The sequence below is a fragment of the Thalassotalea euphylliae genome (assembly GCF_003390335.1).
GTDB classification, from domain to species: Bacteria; Pseudomonadota; Gammaproteobacteria; order Enterobacterales; family Alteromonadaceae; genus Thalassotalea_F; species Thalassotalea_F euphylliae_B.
Window position 1 is genome coordinate 3,821,874 of record NZ_QUOU01000001.1, and the last position, 16,699, is coordinate 3,838,572.

The 16,699-nt window shown below is 43.9% G+C and carries 11 protein-coding genes and 1 pseudogene; 3 read left to right on the plus strand and 9 right to left on the minus strand.

Annotation, left to right across the window (positions count from 1 at the left end; genetic code table 11):
• Nucleotides 1–49: 49 nt before the first annotated feature.
• Nucleotides 50–175 (minus strand): annotated as a pseudogene (locus DXX93_RS21210) (hypothetical protein); the annotation flags it as partial.
• Nucleotides 176–748: 573 nt separating this feature from the next.
• On the opposite strand from DXX93_RS21210, the gene DXX93_RS16740 reads away from it, so the two are divergent.
• Entirely contained in the window at nucleotides 749–3,562 is a 2,814-nt protein-coding gene (locus DXX93_RS16740) for a bifunctional aconitate hydratase 2/2-methylisocitrate dehydratase (protein ID WP_116009105.1), read from the plus strand.
• A 243-nt stretch (nucleotides 3,563–3,805) separates the two neighbouring features.
• Here the strand turns inward: DXX93_RS16740 and DXX93_RS16745 are convergent, their stop codons facing one another.
• The 8 genes from DXX93_RS16745 to ampD form a co-directional block, all read right to left on the minus strand.
• Complete coding sequence (locus DXX93_RS16745; RefSeq protein ID WP_116006317.1) at nucleotides 3,806–4,987, minus strand: IS4 family transposase; 1,182 nt, start codon at nucleotides 4,985–4,987, stop codon at nucleotides 3,806–3,808.
• Between the two features lie 236 nt (nucleotides 4,988–5,223).
• Nucleotides 5,224–5,559: a hypothetical protein gene (locus DXX93_RS16750; protein WP_116009107.1), complete on the minus strand. Its 336-nt coding sequence runs from the start codon at nucleotides 5,557–5,559 to the stop codon at nucleotides 5,224–5,226.
• 108 nt (nucleotides 5,560–5,667) lie between these two features.
• Nucleotides 5,668–7,101, minus strand: a complete 1,434-nt coding sequence (gene lpdA, locus DXX93_RS16755) for a dihydrolipoyl dehydrogenase (protein ID WP_116009108.1) — start codon at nucleotides 7,099–7,101, stop codon at nucleotides 5,668–5,670.
• 181 nt (nucleotides 7,102–7,282) lie between these two features.
• Nucleotides 7,283–8,932 carry a dihydrolipoyllysine-residue acetyltransferase gene (gene aceF / locus DXX93_RS16760; protein ID WP_116009109.1) on the minus strand — a complete coding sequence of 550 codons (1,650 nt, stop codon included), beginning with the start codon at nucleotides 8,930–8,932 and terminating at the stop codon, nucleotides 7,283–7,285.
• Between the two features lie 23 nt (nucleotides 8,933–8,955).
• A complete protein-coding gene (aceE, locus tag DXX93_RS16765) occupies nucleotides 8,956–11,643 on the minus strand; it encodes a pyruvate dehydrogenase (acetyl-transferring), homodimeric type (RefSeq protein WP_116009110.1) in 2,688 nt (895 codons plus the stop codon).
• Nucleotides 11,644–11,791: 148 nt separating this feature from the next.
• Nucleotides 11,792–12,559: a pyruvate dehydrogenase complex transcriptional repressor PdhR gene (pdhR, locus tag DXX93_RS16770; RefSeq protein WP_116009111.1), complete on the minus strand. Its 768-nt coding sequence runs from the start codon at nucleotides 12,557–12,559 to the stop codon at nucleotides 11,792–11,794.
• Nucleotides 12,560–13,385: 826 nt separating this feature from the next.
• Nucleotides 13,386–14,228 carry a beta-lactamase regulator AmpE gene (gene ampE, locus DXX93_RS16780; protein WP_116009113.1) on the minus strand — a complete coding sequence of 281 codons (843 nt, stop codon included), beginning with the start codon at nucleotides 14,226–14,228 and terminating at the stop codon, nucleotides 13,386–13,388.
• A 24-nt stretch (nucleotides 14,229–14,252) separates the two neighbouring features.
• Nucleotides 14,253–14,807, minus strand: a complete 555-nt coding sequence (gene ampD / locus DXX93_RS16785) for a 1,6-anhydro-N-acetylmuramyl-L-alanine amidase AmpD (RefSeq protein WP_116010013.1) — start codon at nucleotides 14,805–14,807, stop codon at nucleotides 14,253–14,255.
• 269 nt (nucleotides 14,808–15,076) lie between these two features.
• On the opposite strand from ampD, the gene DXX93_RS16790 reads away from it, so the two are divergent.
• Both DXX93_RS16790 and nadC read left to right on the plus strand, forming a co-directional pair.
• Nucleotides 15,077–15,592 (plus strand): retropepsin-like aspartic protease family protein, encoded by a 516-nt coding sequence (locus tag DXX93_RS16790; RefSeq protein WP_258872696.1) that lies wholly within the window; start codon nucleotides 15,077–15,079, stop codon nucleotides 15,590–15,592.
• A gap of 56 nt (nucleotides 15,593–15,648) precedes the next feature.
• Nucleotides 15,649–16,545 carry a carboxylating nicotinate-nucleotide diphosphorylase gene (nadC, locus tag DXX93_RS16795; protein ID WP_116009115.1) on the plus strand — a complete coding sequence of 299 codons (897 nt, stop codon included), beginning with the start codon at nucleotides 15,649–15,651 and terminating at the stop codon, nucleotides 16,543–16,545.
• Nucleotides 16,546–16,699 lie beyond the last annotated feature (154 nt).

Genomic DNA, 16,699 nt, shown 5'->3' on the forward strand with positions numbered 1-16,699 from the left:
TGCCCACGATTACGCAACTTTATCGCTGGCTTCAACCCCCTCTGTAACATCAAAGAAAACACCATAGGCTCTTGTTAACGCCAGCACCTGCTATTTCTGCCAGCTTATGTTCGTCGAGTAAGTCAATCATTGGCTGAATATTGTTACCGCCTAACATAGTACCTAATCGGTAAGTCGCTTCTTTACGCTTAGGTGGGTTTTTAACTAACTCAACTCATGCAGCGGTTTGCTCCGCCTCCAAAGATTATGATTAACTCGTAGGCAATACGCTCTATACCTTGTCTACGGTATCCATCTAGCGCAGTTTTCACCTTTCATCGTTGAGGTACCCTAGGTATTACCATATCTGCTTTTACCACGACTAGAGAGGCCAGACATCTACTTTGGTGTATATTTGCTGAGTTTAGTTGAAGGTAAATAAACACTAAAATCTCAAGACAAATTATCGACAAGGTATAAACCTAAGACATCACCACGCCCAGTTAAATTAGACTTTGGTATAAGGGCAAGACGTCTCAGGCAAAGGGCTTCATTAAATAGGGTTATTATTGTGAGCCTATCTAGATAGCGGCCACGTGATAGATAAAACACACCCACTATAATTAAAACTTCTACCTCTTATAAGTAATATAAATTCCGCTTATTTCAGTAAATGATTACTCGTCGCCAAAAAATCAGGTAAAATACCGTCCGAAATAATCATACTAATACCCGTCAATTAGCATTTTTTAATCAAAGTGAGTATCAAATGAGCTTATATTCAGAATATTTAGCGGAAATTAAAACCCGCAAAGAAGAGCTTGGTCTAGCACCTAAGCCAATTGATAGCGCTGATTTATTAGCCGAAATTATCGAGCAAATTAACGATCAAGACAACGCACATCGTGAAGAATCATTAAACTTCTTCATCTACAACACCTTACCTGGCACCACCAGTGCTGCTGGTACCAAAGCAAAATTCCTAAAAGAAATCATCTTAGGTCAAGCAACTGTTGCTGAGATCTCTTCAGAATTCGCATTCGAACTACTTTCACACATGAAAGGTGGTCCTTCAATTGAAGTACTTCTTGACCTTGCATTAGGTGACGATGCTTCAGTTTCTGCGCCAGCGGCAGACGTATTGAAAACACAAGTATTCTTATACGATGCAGACACTGCTCGCCTTGAAGCAGCATACAAAGCAGGTAACGCAGTTGCGAAAGAGATTTTAGAAAGCTACGCAAAGGCTGAATTCTTCACAAAGTTACCTGAAGTTTCAGAGAAAATTGACGTAGTAACCTACGTAGCTGGTGTTGGTGATATCTCTACCGACTTACTATCGCCAGGTCACCAATCGCACTCACGCGCTGACCGTGAATTACACGGCCAATGTATGATTACGCCTGAAGCACAACAAGAAATCGTTGCACTTCAAAAAGAGCACCCTGGTAAAAAAGTCATGTTAGTTGCCGAAAAAGGTACTATGGGTGTTGGCTCATCACGTATGTCTGGTGTCAACAACGTAGCACTTTGGGCAGGTGAGCAAGCTTCTCCATACGTACCGTTTATCAACATTGCACCTGTAGTTGCAGGTACTAACGGTATTGCACCAATTTTCTTAACAACAGTTGACGTAACTGGTGGTATTGGTCTTGACCTTAAAAACTGGGTGAAGAAAGTAGACGCTGACGGTAACACGGTTACTGACGCAAATGGCGACCCAGTATTAGAAGAAGCGTACTCTGTAGCAACAGGTACAGTGCTGACTATCGATACGAAAGCGAAGAAATTATTCAGCGGCAGCGAAGAAGTTGCTGATGTTGCTTCTGCATTCACACCACAAAAGCAAGAGTTCATGAAAGCTGGTGGTTCTTACGCGGTTACTTTTGGTAAGAAGTTACAAACGTTCGCTGCTGAGGCGTTAGGTGTAGATGCACCCGTTGTATACGCAGCGGCAAAAGAAATCTCTCACGAAGGTCAAGGCTTAACGGCTGTTGAGAAAATCTTCAACCGTAACGCGGTAGGTGTTGCATCTGATGCACCATTACATGCAGGTTCTAATGTACGTGTTAAAGTAAACATCGTAGGTTCTCAAGATACGACAGGCCCTATGACATGTCAGGAATTAGAAGCGATGGCTGCTTCTACGATTTCTCCACTTGTTGACGGTGCATTCCAATCAGGTTGTCACACGGCATCAGTGTGGGACAGCAAAGCAAAAGCTAATACGCCTAAGCTAATGGCATTTATGAACGCATTCGGTGTGATCACAGCCCGTGACCCGAAAGGCGTTTACCACTCAATGACTGACGTTATTCACAAGGTGCTAAATGATATTACTGTTGATGATCGCGCAATCATCATCGGCGGTGACTCACATACGCGTATGTCTAAAGGTGTAGCATTCGGTGCTGACTCAGGTACGGTAGCAATTGCACTTGCCACTGGTGAGTCTGCAATGCCAATTCCAGAATCAGTAAAAGTTACCTTCAAAGGTAAAATGGCTGATCACATGGACTTCCGTGACATCGTTCACGCAACGCAGGCACAAATGCTTAAACAGTTCGAAGGTGAAAACGTATTCCAAGGTCGCGTAATCGAAGTACACATTGGTACTTTACTCGCTGACCAAGCGTTCACGTTCACTGACTGGACGGCTGAAATGAAGGCGAAAGCATCTGTTTGTATCTCAAACGATGAAACATTAATTGAGTCTATCGAACTTGCAAAATCTCGTATCCAAATCATGATCGACAAGGGTATGGATAACGAAGCACAAACATTAGCTGGCTTAATCAAGCTTGCTGATGAGCGTACCGCTGGTATTAAGTCGGGCGAAACACCTGCGCTAGCACCAGATGAAAACGCTAAGTACTACGCAGAAGTTGTAGTTGATTTAGACACAATCGTTGAACCAATGATTGCTGACCCAGACGTTAACAACGAAGACGTTTCTAAGCGTTACACTCACGATGTGATTCGCCCAGTTTCATACTACAACGATCGCCCTGTTGATTTAGGCTTCGTTGGTTCTTGTATGGTTCACAAAGGTGATATGCAAATTATCGCGCAAATGTTCCGTAACTTAGAGAAGCAAAACGGTTCAATCGAATTCAATGCGCCACTTGTTGTTGCGCCACCAACGTACAACATCGTTGATGAGTTAAAAGCGGAAGGTGATTGGGAAATTCTAGAGAAATACTCTGGCTTCGTATTTGACGATGAAAACCCGAAAGGTGAAGCACGTAAGAGCTACGAAAACATCTTATACCTAGAGCGCCCCGGCTGTAACTTATGTATGGGTAACCAAGAAAAAGCAGAACCAGGTGACACGGTAATCGCTACTTCTACTCGCCTATTCCAAGGTCGTGTGGTAGCAGATAGCGCAGAGAAGAAAGGTGAATCGTTACTAGGTTCAACACCACTAGTCGTACTTTCAACTATCTTAGGTCGTTTCCCGACTATGGATGAGTACACAACGGCTGTAGAAGGTATCGACCTAACACGTTTCGCGCCACCTACTGAAGCGATGACAACACCAGCTTCTGGTGCAGTTGCAGTTAAGATTGCTGATCCTAGCTAATCAGCTATCATAGCTTTTAAACTAGAGACTAAAAGGGCTGCTATTAAGCAGCCCTTTTTATTGCCCAAACGTTTGAGCTGTTAGCTTATACCAATTGAATTAATTAATTGATCAATTCAGAGCGTTGTCAGCGGTGGGAGAACAAGCCAAATTTTTGTTGATATAGTTGTTCTACATCTCATCAATTTGGCGCAGTTATCGCGACGCTGACACGCTCCCAAAGGGCTGAGGGATCCCCATTTATCATACAATGATTATCTTGTTGTAGTCGTTAATGAAATTTAACCAACTCCTTTTGATAAACCTCTTTGTTAACTGGTGAGGGCATTGTTTGACAATATTTTTGGCGAGTGACAGAAATGAAAGCACGCGCCGCTTTCTCACGGTATTTGCTTGGAACCTAAAGTGCCATTTTCTTCTTTCTGCTTCAAAGCCAATAAGCCAGAGTACCAAGCTTGCTACACAAGCGATAAGGCACAGTATGCTCATCCGTTTAATGCCCATCGTTCGACTAAACCGCCAAGAAAAACCATACTGCTCACTTTTGTCATCTCTAAAGTTTTGCTCTATTTGCATACGTTTAGCGTACAAATTGATTACTTCGCGACTTGTTAGCTCGGCATCAGATGTCGCGATGAGCCAAGGTTCATGAGCAAGGTTGCGGTACATTTTATCATCCTTAGTAAAGCGGCTTTTCCCGCGTCGGCCTCTGTGCTCACCTTGATAAAGGTGCAGGCTCGCTTGGCACCCCGTTTTGCTGTGTTGCGTTAACCTTGCGCTCCCTAAATTTTTAGGTGTACAACTGGCGTCCTTTCTTAACTGCGCTAAGGTTTGCCATTGCGTTGGCTGCTGTTTCAATTGGCACTTCATTGTACCTCGCAGTCGACCAATAAAATCCCATCCGTGGGCAAGTACTTCGGCATACCAAGGTGTTAAAAAGCCGCCGTCAGATGTGATATACACTTTCGCATGCCCCGCCAATATGTGACTTAATCGTGAGAGAAACAATTGATGAGTGGTACGGGTTTCCTTATCCTTTTCTTCAACAACCATGTTGTAGAGCGTCATTGAGCGACCATCGACCAATAAACTAGCGCGTAACAAATGATAATTTGAGCCACAGCACCCACTCCAGTCGACAGCAATGACTAGGTATGGCAATTGGCTTATAACGGGCTTGGCAAGCGCACGGTAAATGTCAATAAGCTCTCGTTGTAAGTGGTCATTGTTTAAAAATCTGTCGATTCGTTTAATTTTGTTTTTACTGAACGCTTTTCCTTCGAGGTGTCGACCTATATCAGTGAGAGTTAACCGATTCGAGTCAATTAACGCATCGGCACTGAGCATTAAGGTTTTCATGCGTGCGCGATTGAAGGAAGAGAGGGTATTTTTAAGGTAGTTGTGGCATAGTGATTTAACAGGCATAGCAGTTGTCCTTATTGTGTTTGGCGATTCAATAAGATCACAAATTGTTATGCCTGTCACTTTTTGGGGATTCCTCAGCCCAAAGGGCGAGTTTAAAAGGTTCATATGCTGCGTTATTGATTTTGACAAGGGAGCGACCATTCTCTGCAATCAATGCCTTGCCTCTGAACCTTTTAATTCTCGCTGAATGATTAAGTATTTATTTCAATTGGTATTAAACCAATGAAGTGTGAAAATTAGGGACAGCTAATCTCCACCGTCAACGATGGGAAAATATAGTTAGGTTTAGCATTGCGATCGTCAAAGCTCTCCACTCCTTCTAAGTACTTAATGCTATAGCCCATATCGCCACAAATACGCTTTGCCTTTCGAGTGGTAAATAAATTCATGCGCTCAAATGACACACCACCCAAGCGCGCTACTTCAAGGTGGTATTGTTTATCTGTTTGCTTTACGAGTTTAAACTGCACACGGTGATCAAAATCAGTTTCAAACTGGCCTTTTTGATCTTGTGCATGAGCTTGCATAGACAAAGCGAAAGCTGACATCACACAAAAATAAAGTATTTTCATAATAATATCCTTATAACAAGGTGATTTATCTAGTGTAAAAGCTAGCAATAAAAAAGCCAGCGATAAACGCTGGCTTTAATCATCTTGCTAAAAAGAAAGCTTAGCTAATTACTTTTTCTTTTTCACTGCTTTGGCATTTGGTAGGTCAGTAATTGAACCTTCAAACACTTCTGCCGCTAAACCGATAGACTCGTTTAGTGTTGGATGCGCGTGGATCGTTAATGCCACATCTTCTGCGTCTGCACCCATTTCAACCGCTAAACAGATTTCACCAAGCATTTCGCCAGCGTTGATACCAACAATCGCACCACCAAGTACGCGGCCAGATTCTTTTTCAAAAATCAGCTTGGTTTTACCTTCTGTGCGTGCTGATGCAATGGCGCGGCCAGACGCTGCCCATGGGAAGTTAGCCACTTCAATGTTTAAGCCTTGCTCTTTTGCTTCACCTTCAGTCACACCTACCCATGCAATTTCTGGATCTGTGTAAGCAATTGAAGGAATGCAACGTGGTTCAAATACGTGTTTCTTACCCGCAATCACTTCTGCAGCAACGTGTGCTTCGTGAACGGCTTTGTGGGCAAGCATAGGCTGACCAACAACGTCACCAATAGCGAAAATGTTGCTTACGTTAGTGCGAAGCTCGTTTGATACATTGATAAAACCACGCTCATCAACATTAACGCCGGCTTTATCGGCAGCAACTAAGTGACCGTTTGGCTTACGACCAACAGCAACTAAGATCTTGTCGTAACGCACTTGACCTTCAGGTGCGTTCTTCCCTTCAAACGTCACGTATAAGCCATCGTCTTTTGCTTCAACCGCAGTAACTTTAGTTGAAAGCATAATGTCTTTGAAACGCTTCTTGTTGTGCTTGGTGTAGATTTTCACCATGTCGGTATCAGCCGCAGGAACTAGTTGATCCGCAAACTCAACAACCGATACGTTAGCCCCTAATGAGCTGTAAACAGTACCCATTTCTAGGCCGATAATACCGCCACCTAGCACTAACATTTCTTCTGGAATGTCTTTAAGCTCTAACGCACCTGTAGAGTCGATAACACGTGGGTCATCATTTGGAATAAATGGTAGGTCAACCACTGAAGAGCCACAGGCAATAATCGCGTTGTCAAACGAAATCGTTTTCGTACCTTCTTCTGTTTCAACGGCGATAGTTTTATCAGAAGTAAATTTACCGTAACCGTAAACAGTCGTTACTTTACGTTGCTTAGCCATACCGCCTAAGCCGCCAGTTAACTGTGCAACGACACTGTCTTTCCAGCCGCGAATTTTATCTAGGTCAATCTCAGGCTTGCCGAAACTAACACCGTGAGAAGCCATATCAGCCGCATCGTCGATAACTTTAGCAACGTGTAATAAAGCTTTAGATGGAATACAGCCAACATTTAGACATACGCCACCTAATGTTTTGCGGCTTTCTACTAAAACCACATCTAAACCTAAATCTGCGGCACGGAACGCGGCTGAGTAGCCACCAGGACCGGCACCTAAAACTACTACCTGAGTTTTAATTTCGTTGCTCATGCTAACCTCAAAGTTATGTTTGTTGATTAATACTAGTACCAAGTTTTATTGGCGCTGTACTAATGAAATTCTTATTTTGAATGACGCGAAGTGTACTGAAAATATAGGCACTTCGCTATCAATTAATCAATATCTTAGCAAAATAATAAGAGCCTCTAATGAGGCTCTTTAATCGGTGTGCTTACAGCACTAATTTACGAATGTCTGACATTACCGACGACAGCTGCACAGCAAAGCGCGCTGCAACAGCGCCATCAATCACACGATGATCGTATGATAGTGATAATGGCAACATTAAGCGTGGGATAAACTCTTTGCCATTCCACTTGGGTTTCATCTCAGATTTCGAAACACCCAGAATAGCAACGTCTGGCGCGTTAACGATTGGTGTAAACGCTGTACCGCCGATACCACCTAAGCTCGAAATAGTGAAACAGCTACCTTGCATATCGGCCGCTTTAAGCTTGCCTTCACGCGCTTTAACACTAATTTCTAGTAGTTCTTTTGATAGCTCGTAAATGCCTTTTTTATCAACATCACGCACTACCGGTACCACTAGGCCATTTGGTGTATCAACCGCAACACCGATGTGGAAGTATTTCTTCATGATCAGGTGCTCACCGTCTTCACTCAAGCTTGAGTTGAATACCGGGTATGCCGCTAAGGCATTGGCAACCGCTTTCATAATGAATACAAGCGGCGTGATCTTAAAGCCCATTTTCTGCTTTTCACAAATGACGTTTTGCTCTTTGCGGAAAGCTTCCACATCGGTAATGTCAGCCTCTTCAAACTGAGTTACGTGTGGAATGGTTACCCAGTTGCGGTGCAAGTTTGGACCAGAAATTTTCTGAATACGCGTTAACGCGACTTCTTCCACTTCGCCAAACTTACTGAAATCAACTTTAGGTTGGGCAATAACTTGTAAGCCACCTTCGCCTTTACCAACTGAGCTACCCGCGTTTGCTTTCGGGCGTGACAATTCGTATTTCACATACGACTGCACATCTTCTTTTAACACACGGCCTTTTCGGCCAGTACCTTTAACTAAGCTAAGATCAACGCCAAATTCGCGTGCTAAGCGGCGAATAGAGGGCGACGTATAAACTTTACCTGTTGATTTAAATTCACCCGCTTGCGGGTGGTGAGGTACTGGTGCCGCTTTGGGCGCTGGTGTTGCAGGCTGCTCAACTTTAGGGGCAGCTGCTGGCTCGGCTTTTGGCTCTGCGATAGCAGCAGGTGCGCCGCTATTAGTTTCTAGCTTAATCACTAGTGAACCTTGGCCTACTTTGTCGCCAGTGCTTACCAACACTTCTTTAACGATACCCGCTTCTGGTGATGGCACATCCATCGTGGCTTTATCAGTTTCAAGTGTGATCAAACCATCTTCTGCGGCAACTTCGTCACCAACAGAGATAAGCACGTCAATGACATCGACTTCACCGTCTTGGCCAATATCTGGCACAGCAACATCAATCACTTCACTGCCACCAGTTGCTGGTGCTGCCGCTTCTGCTTGCGGTGCAGGTGCTTCAACTTGAACAGGCGCTTCTGCCGCAGCTGGTTCAGCTGCTGGCGCTTGAGTTGTCGCTTCACCAGCTACTTTTATTTCACCGATGACATCGCCTTCTTTGATCTTGTCGCCGACATTAACAGTCAGTGCCACAAGCTCACCAGCCATTGGCGCTGGAATATCCATAGATGCTTTGTCGGTTTCAACGGTCACAATACCATCTTCAGCTTCCAGCATATCGCCTACGGCAAAGCCAATTTCAATGACTTCAACTTCGTCGCCACCAACATCAGGGACAAGAATTTTTTGAACGTCAGACATAGTTGTTCTCCTATAATCCCCAATTACGCGTAAAGTGGGTTGATCTTGTTAGTGTCGATGTTGAAACGCTTGATCGCTTCGGTCACTACACTGTGTTCAACTTCGCCGCGTTTTGCTAACTCGTGTAATGACGCAACCACGATGTAAGACGCATTCACTTCGAAGTGACGACGTAAGTTTGCACGGCTGTCTGAACGACCGAAGCCGTCAGTACCTAAACAGCGGTAGTCAGTGTCGATAAAGGCACGTACTTGATCTGAGTAGTTCTTCACGTAGTCAGTTGCGGCAATGGCAGGGCCAGCGTCTTTGGTGATCACTTGGCCAATGTATGGCACTTGCTGCTCTGCTTCTGGGTTCAACATGTTTTGACGAACCACTTCTTGGCCTTCACGCGCTAACTCATTGAATGAAGTTACCGAGTAAACATCACTTGAAACGCCATAATCATTGGCAAGAATTTGCGCCGCTTCACGTACTTGCAACAAGATAGTACCTGAGCCCATTAACTGAACATTAGCCTGCACATTTGCTTTCGCCGCTGCTTCAACGCGCTCTAGCTGGTAAATACCTTTGATAATCTGCTCTTCAACGGCTTTATCTTCTGGCATTGCTGGGTGTTGGTAGTTTTCATTCATCAAAGTGATGTAGTAGAAAATGTTTTCATTTTGCTCGTACATGCGGCGTAAACCTTCACGCACAATCACTGCAACTTCGTAACCATAAGTTGGATCGTAAGTTAAACAGTTAGGGATAAGGTTTGCTTGCACATGTGAATGACCATCTTGATGCTGTAAGCCTTCACCATTTAACGTTGTACGACCCGCCGTAGCACCTAATAAGAAACCACGTGCTTGGCTGTCGCCCGCTGCCCATGCTAAGTCACCAACACGTTGGAAACCAAACATTGAGTAGTAAATGTAGAATGGGATCGTCGTCGCATTACACGTTGAGTAAGACGTACCTGACGCAACCCAAGAAGCCATTGCGCCTAGTTCGTTGATACCTTCTTGCAGTACCTGACCTTTCTTGTCTTCGCGGTAGTAAGCCACTTGGTCAGCATCTTGTGGTACGTATTTTTGGCCTTCGTTAGCGTAAATACCCACTTGACGGAACAAACCTTCCATACCAAATGTACGCGCTTCATCAGGAATAATCGGTACGATGCGCTTACCAATTTTCTTATCTTTTAATAAAGCATTTAGGACGCGTACAAAGGTCATAGTTGATGACACTTCACGATCACCTGAGCCTTTAGTAATGGCATCAAATGCTTTTAATGATGGAATTTCTAGCTCTTCTTGCGCTTGCTCGCGACGTGCCGGTAATGAGCCACCTAGCGCTTCACGACGAGCGCGCATGTACTTCATTTCTGGGCTGTCTTCATCGAAGCGGAAGAAAGGTAAATCTTCTAACTGATCATCAGCGATTGGCATATTGAAGCGATCGCGATACTGCTTGATCGACTCGATATCCATTTTCTTCACGTTATGGGCAACGTTTTGTGCTTCCCCCGATTGACCTAAACCAAAACCTTTTACGGTTTTCGCAAGAATGACGGTCGGACGACCTTTCGTCTTCATTGCGCGATCATACGCTGAGTAAACTTTAACTGGGTCATGACCACCACGGTTTAAGCGCCATACGTCTTCATCAGACATATTCGCGACCATAGCAGCGGTTTCTGGATATTTACCGAACCAGTTTTCACGGGTGTATTTACCACCTTTGGCTTTACAGTTTTGGTATTCGCCATCAACCGTTTCATTCATCAGCTGTAATAACTTGCCAGAAGTATCGCGCGCAATTAATGGATCCCAGTAAGAGCCCCAAATGACTTTAATCACTTCCCAACCAGCACCGCGGAACGTGCCTTCAAGTTCTTGAATAATTTTACCGTTACCGCGAACTGGGCCGTCTAAGCGTTGTAAGTTACAGTTTACGATAAAACACAAGTTGTCTAGGCTTTCGCGCGCTGCTAGGCCAATTGCACCTAATGATTCTGGCTCATCACACTCACCATCACCAAGGAAACAGTAAACGCGTTGACCAGAGCAATCTTTGATGCCGCGATCCGTTAAGTATTTAAGGAAGCGTGCAGTGTAAATCGCTTGTAGTGGACCTAAGCCCATTGAAACTGTTGGGAACTGCCAGAAGTCTTGCATTAAATGCGGGTGTGGGTAAGACGATAAGCCATTACCATCTACTTCTTGGCGGAAGTTATTCATTTGCTCTTCGGTTAAACGGCCTTCGAGGAAAGCACGACCATAAATACCCGGTGAAATATGACCTTGGGCAAAAATAAAGTCACCACCGTTTTCTGGGCCAGCGGCCTTGAAGAAATGGTTAAAGCCAACATCATAAAGCATCGCACTTGAAGCAAACGAGCCAATATGACCACCAAGCTCTAAGTCTTTTTTCGAGGCGCGTAATACCAATGCCATGGCATTCCAACGAATAGCGGCACGAATGCGCGATTCAATTGATAAATCAGCAGGCATGTTCGGTTCTTGGCCTGGTGAAATAGTGTTTACGTATGCCGTTGTCGCATCGAAAGGTAGATGCGTACCACCACGGCGAGCGCGATCAATTAATTTTTCTAAGATGAAATGTGCACGCTCTGGACCTTCGTTATCCAAAACGGCTTCCAATGATTCTAACCATTCTTGTGTTTCGGCAGAATCAACATCAAAGTGATTTGGGAGCTCAGACATAATTTTACTTAGTCTCCATATTGTTATGGTATTAAACCTTATAAAGATAGTTAAAAATCTACTATCCGCTTAACTTATTCTCGTCAGTGGCGAGTATCGCTACTTGCCACAAAAATGCTGCTAGCCTTGGTGGCTGTATATTTTCGTATCAATAGCGCTGCATTCTGCGCATTGAACGTTCCATGCGACTACGCTCTTGGGTTAACTCTAATAACACTTCCTCAATTAAAGCCAAATGACGGTGACTTGCACCCCATGCTTTTTGCGGCTGACCACTTAAAATGGCATTCATCAACTGAGTGCGGTATTCAGTGATTTTAGAGAAGATATCGGGGCGCTGTGCCAGCACCCTTAGATTTTGTTCAATATTGTCGATAATCAGGCTCGACATACTGCGTGCTAAATGCAGCATGATGGCGTTGTGAGACGCCGCGCAGATTGCTATGTAAAATTCAAATACCGCTTCCGCTTCGGTTCGGTAGTTGTTTTCAATTTGCGCATTGCCAATATCTTCATGTTTGCGTTTGATTTCCTCAAAGTCTGCTGGAGTACCGCGCATTGCTGCGTAATACGCCGACATACCTTCAATGCCGTAACGAAATTCCAGTAAATCAAATTGTGATTCGTGGCTTTTAGACATTAAATCAAACAGCGGATCAGACAGGCCATTCAACAAATTATTGCTAACAAAGGTGCCGCCGCCTTGCTTACGGGTCACTAACCCTTTGGCTTCAAGTTTTTGAATAGCTTCGCGTAGTGAAGGTCTAGAAACATCAAATTGCACAGCTAATTCACGCTCTGGCGGCAGCTTCTGCCCGGCTTTTAAACTACCTTCAACGATCATTTGCTCTAACTGGCTCATGATCATGTCTGATAGTTTTGGCTGTTTTGTTCTTACGCTGTTTATCGACACCATGTTTTCTACGAGAACTCCACTCTATTCTAGTTGTCGCCTCTTGAATCCCTTGACCCTTTGGCTCTTTGTCAGTTGCCGTCAGTTTGCTGAAAGTTGTCAGCCAAGAGCTACTGTAAACACACCAATGCCAATAACCCCAAAAGCAGCTATCGGGTTAATAACTGGCCGACTTTCATCGATGAAAGTCGCGACAGGCAGCCAACTCCCTTTATTGCTAATTGCAATCAAATTGGTAAATTGGTCTTACCATTGGTTTTAACTGCTATTAAAGTAGCAAAATTCAGTTTTACTGTAAATCAATTTAGTTGACTACGGGTGAAATGCCAGCGGTGAAATTGGAGCGATAAGTAGATACTTTCGGTACTAGCTGGCAAATGCACACGCTGGTCTGAACAGTCAAATTTCGGGTAATCCCAGATTATTGCCAGTCAATTGAGCGCCTCAATCACGTTGAAGTTCAAAAGCCTTGTAGAGCAGTGATAGTAAAGTGCAGCAAGGTAATTTTCTTTGTAGCAATACTAAAAATAAAACCGTCACACGACGAACTAGTTTGCCTACCAAGCAGGAGTTAAACAAATAAGAGAATAAGGAGAGAAAGGAAGGTCAGCGAAATGACTGCAATAAAGCTAAATTCGCTGACACGTATAAACTAGGGTTAGGCCTGCTATGCAGCATTTTCTAGTCAATTGTTCTGAGTATAGATCACTGAACGAATGTACTTTAGCAGACATTATTGAAGCGCAGAGCTCACGGAATCCTAGAGCTTACTGAATGACAGACAGTACTAGGCAATACCACCTAGTAAATGATGCACATCAATAACACACTAATAAATAGTGCCCGTTAAGGTCAGTACAGCAATAATGGCAAACCACAACAAGACATTGCGCTTAGCCAGCTTTACCAACAAACACGGCTCGGCGGTGCAGTCTTCATCATCGACCATGATATCTTCAGCTTTTTGGGCGACATCAATCAAAATACACTGGGGTGCTTTATTTATTTGAGTGATATTTTCAAGCCAGATAGGAAACGCTTTGGAAAAGTGGCCGACAATCATCAAACCAAATGATGCCAATCGAACAGGTAGCCAGTCTGCCCAAAACAGCACTTTAGCGTACACGTCGGTAATTGCGGCGCTTTCAGGATCTTTTATTTTTAATTGATGTTGTTGCTCATCTAAACTACAAACGAGTCGATAAAATACCGCCCCTGCCGCACCAAATACAACGAAGTACATCATCACCGAGATGTAGTAGCGATAGTTTAACCAGATCAAGGTTTGCCCAAAGCCATAGTTTGGTAAGCTTTTATCGGTTAATAGTTGTTGGTAATGCAAGTCGCATGTCGTTAGCTCACCTTTGAAGGCCGATTGCAAAAAGCACTTGTAGGTGTCTCGTGTTTTTACACAGCCAAAGCAAACAATCAAAATGGCAGTAGAAAGCACTAAGTTTAAAACGCTGTCTTCAACCAAGCTAAGCGCTAGGTAAGTCAATGAAACCGGGATAGCTAGCAGCAATAGCGGCAGTAATGTCCCCGTCACCTTGCGATGAAAATTTTGCTGCCTCACCATCTTCATGTAATGACCAAATGCAAAATTGAACTGCCAATAAGGTGATGACAAGCTTTTTTCGGCGGCGAGAGAGATTAGTAAACTAATTAGCCCCATAGTTGCTCCTGCTAGTTTGCCCTGCTATTTATCGTTATCGAGTAAAGCGTGAAAGTGTTGCCAATCGAATGCTACTCCCGGATCTGTTTTTCTATTCGGGGCAATATCGCAATGGCCAACAATCTTATTATGGCGAATAAGTGGATAAGATTCTTGCAGTTTTCTTACTAAGCTGACCAGTTGTTGATACTGTTCTTCGGTGTATGGCGTGGTATCTGTTCCTTCTAGCTCAATGCCTATTGAAAAATCGTTGCACCGCTCACGCCCTTCAAATTCAGAAACGCCAGCGTGCCATGCTTTATCATCAAAAGAAACGTATTGAATTACCTGCCCATCGCGGCGAATTAAGCAATGTGCAGAGACTTGCAATTGATAAATATCGTCAAAATAAGGATCCGCGCTTTTGTCCAGCCGCCCAAGAAATAAATCCGTGATATATGGTCCACCAAACTCTCCGGGTGGCAAAGAAATATTGTGCACTACCAGCAAACTGATTTCATCACGCGTATCCCGCACTGAAAAATGGGACGATTGTTGATGTTCAGCTTCCATTAGCCAGCCGTTTTGAATTGTTAACATGTCATTTTTACCAATGTTCGAATATGAGCTAGCTGCATGGTTCGCCCATAAATAGTCGCGAACAAGTGCAGCCAACATCCAATTATTTACGTATGATAATATCAAATGACAACATTTCACTATCGTAAAGTGTTATACCTGCGCACTTGCGATAGTATTCTTGTCAAAATAGCATTGTCGGTTCTCAAGCAGTAAACCGAAAAAACAATAGAGCAGCGTTAACAAACGCTTATCTAGGGTGACTGGGAAAGTGAGTGTGGAAGGTGAATGTGAAGGATAATCAAAATTCAGCGTTTGGCCGTAGCTTTATATGGATTGCCTGGATACTAGCACTCGGCATATTAATTTTTGCATTCCAAGGGGTGCTTGATCGTCAATGGAATCCAAACCAGCAGCCTGACTCGAGCTTGTCATCACAAGGTAAAGCGAGTGTTACGCTAAAGCAAAACCGCAGTGGTCATTACATAACCAGCGGTACGATCAACAGTGAGCCGGTAATTTTCCTACTTGATACTGGTGCAACGCAAGTCTCGATACCCGCCAGCGTTGCCGAGCGACTGGGTTTAGAAGGTTATGGTAGCTACCCTGTGCAAACCGCTAATGGCACCGTGCGGGTGTTTCGCACCAAAATACAATCTTTATCGATCGGTAACCTTTATTTATACGATGTTGATGCCCATATTAACCCAGGTATGCAGAGCGACGAAATTCTGTTAGGCATGAGTGCCCTAAAAAAGGTAGAATTTCGCCAAACTGGAAATCAACTTGTACTACAACAACGTTAGTTTCATCAATATCCCCTGTTTTCCACCAATCAAGAGACTTAAAGAGAATCACATCAATGTTATCTGCCGCTTTACAACAAGACATCAGCCAATCAGTTGCACTTGCCCTTAAAGAAGACTTAGGACTTTCACCACAAGCTGACGTTGATGCAAGTTATGACGTAACGGCAATGTTAATCCCAGCAGCCAACACCGCATCTGCTACTGTGGTTACACGTGAAGAATGTATTGTATGTGGTGTCGCTTGGGTAAACGAAGTGTTCAAACAACTCGATAACGCACAAGATACTCAGACAGAAATTACTTGGTTTGTGAATGACGGCGAACGGGTCAAAGCCAATAGTATACTGTTTGAGATCAGCGGTAATGCACGCATTTTGTTAACGGGTGAACGAACAGCATTGAACTTTTTACAATCGCTATCAGGCACAGCTACTTTAACCGCCAATTATGTTGCGGAGTTGGCAGACGGCAACACTAAATTATTAGATACGCGCAAAACAATTCCAGGCCTACGTAGTGCACAAAAGTACGCTGTGAGCTGCGGTGGCGGTAATAATCACCGTATTGGTTTGTTTGATGCTTACTTGATCAAGGAAAATCACATTGCCGCTTGTGGCGGCATTGATAAAGCTGTTGCAACAGCCCGCACCAATCAGCCAGAAATAAAAGTCGAAGTAGAAGTGGAAAGCATGGATGAGCTCAATCAAGCACTTAGCGCAGGTTGTGACATTATTATGTTAGATAACTTTACCACCGCCATGATAGAGCAAGCGGTTCATATCACCGAAACTTACAACCAGCAAAACAATCAAACGACCAAGCTAGAGGTTTCTGGCAATATGACCATTGAAACCCTAAAAGAATACACACAAGCAGGTGTTGACTACATTTCTTCTGGCGCACTTACTAAACACGTGAAAGCGATAGATCTATCAATGCGCTTCTCATAAGCGCTAAATTTGATACCGCACAGAAATATTCACCTATCGAAGAATCTATGCCTTTGAATTTCAGCCATTACACTGAATAAAGGCATAGGCTTCTCTTAATCGCACTTACTTCTAAAACCTCGCTTGAGTTCCTCGCCGCTCCAACTTTTCTCCT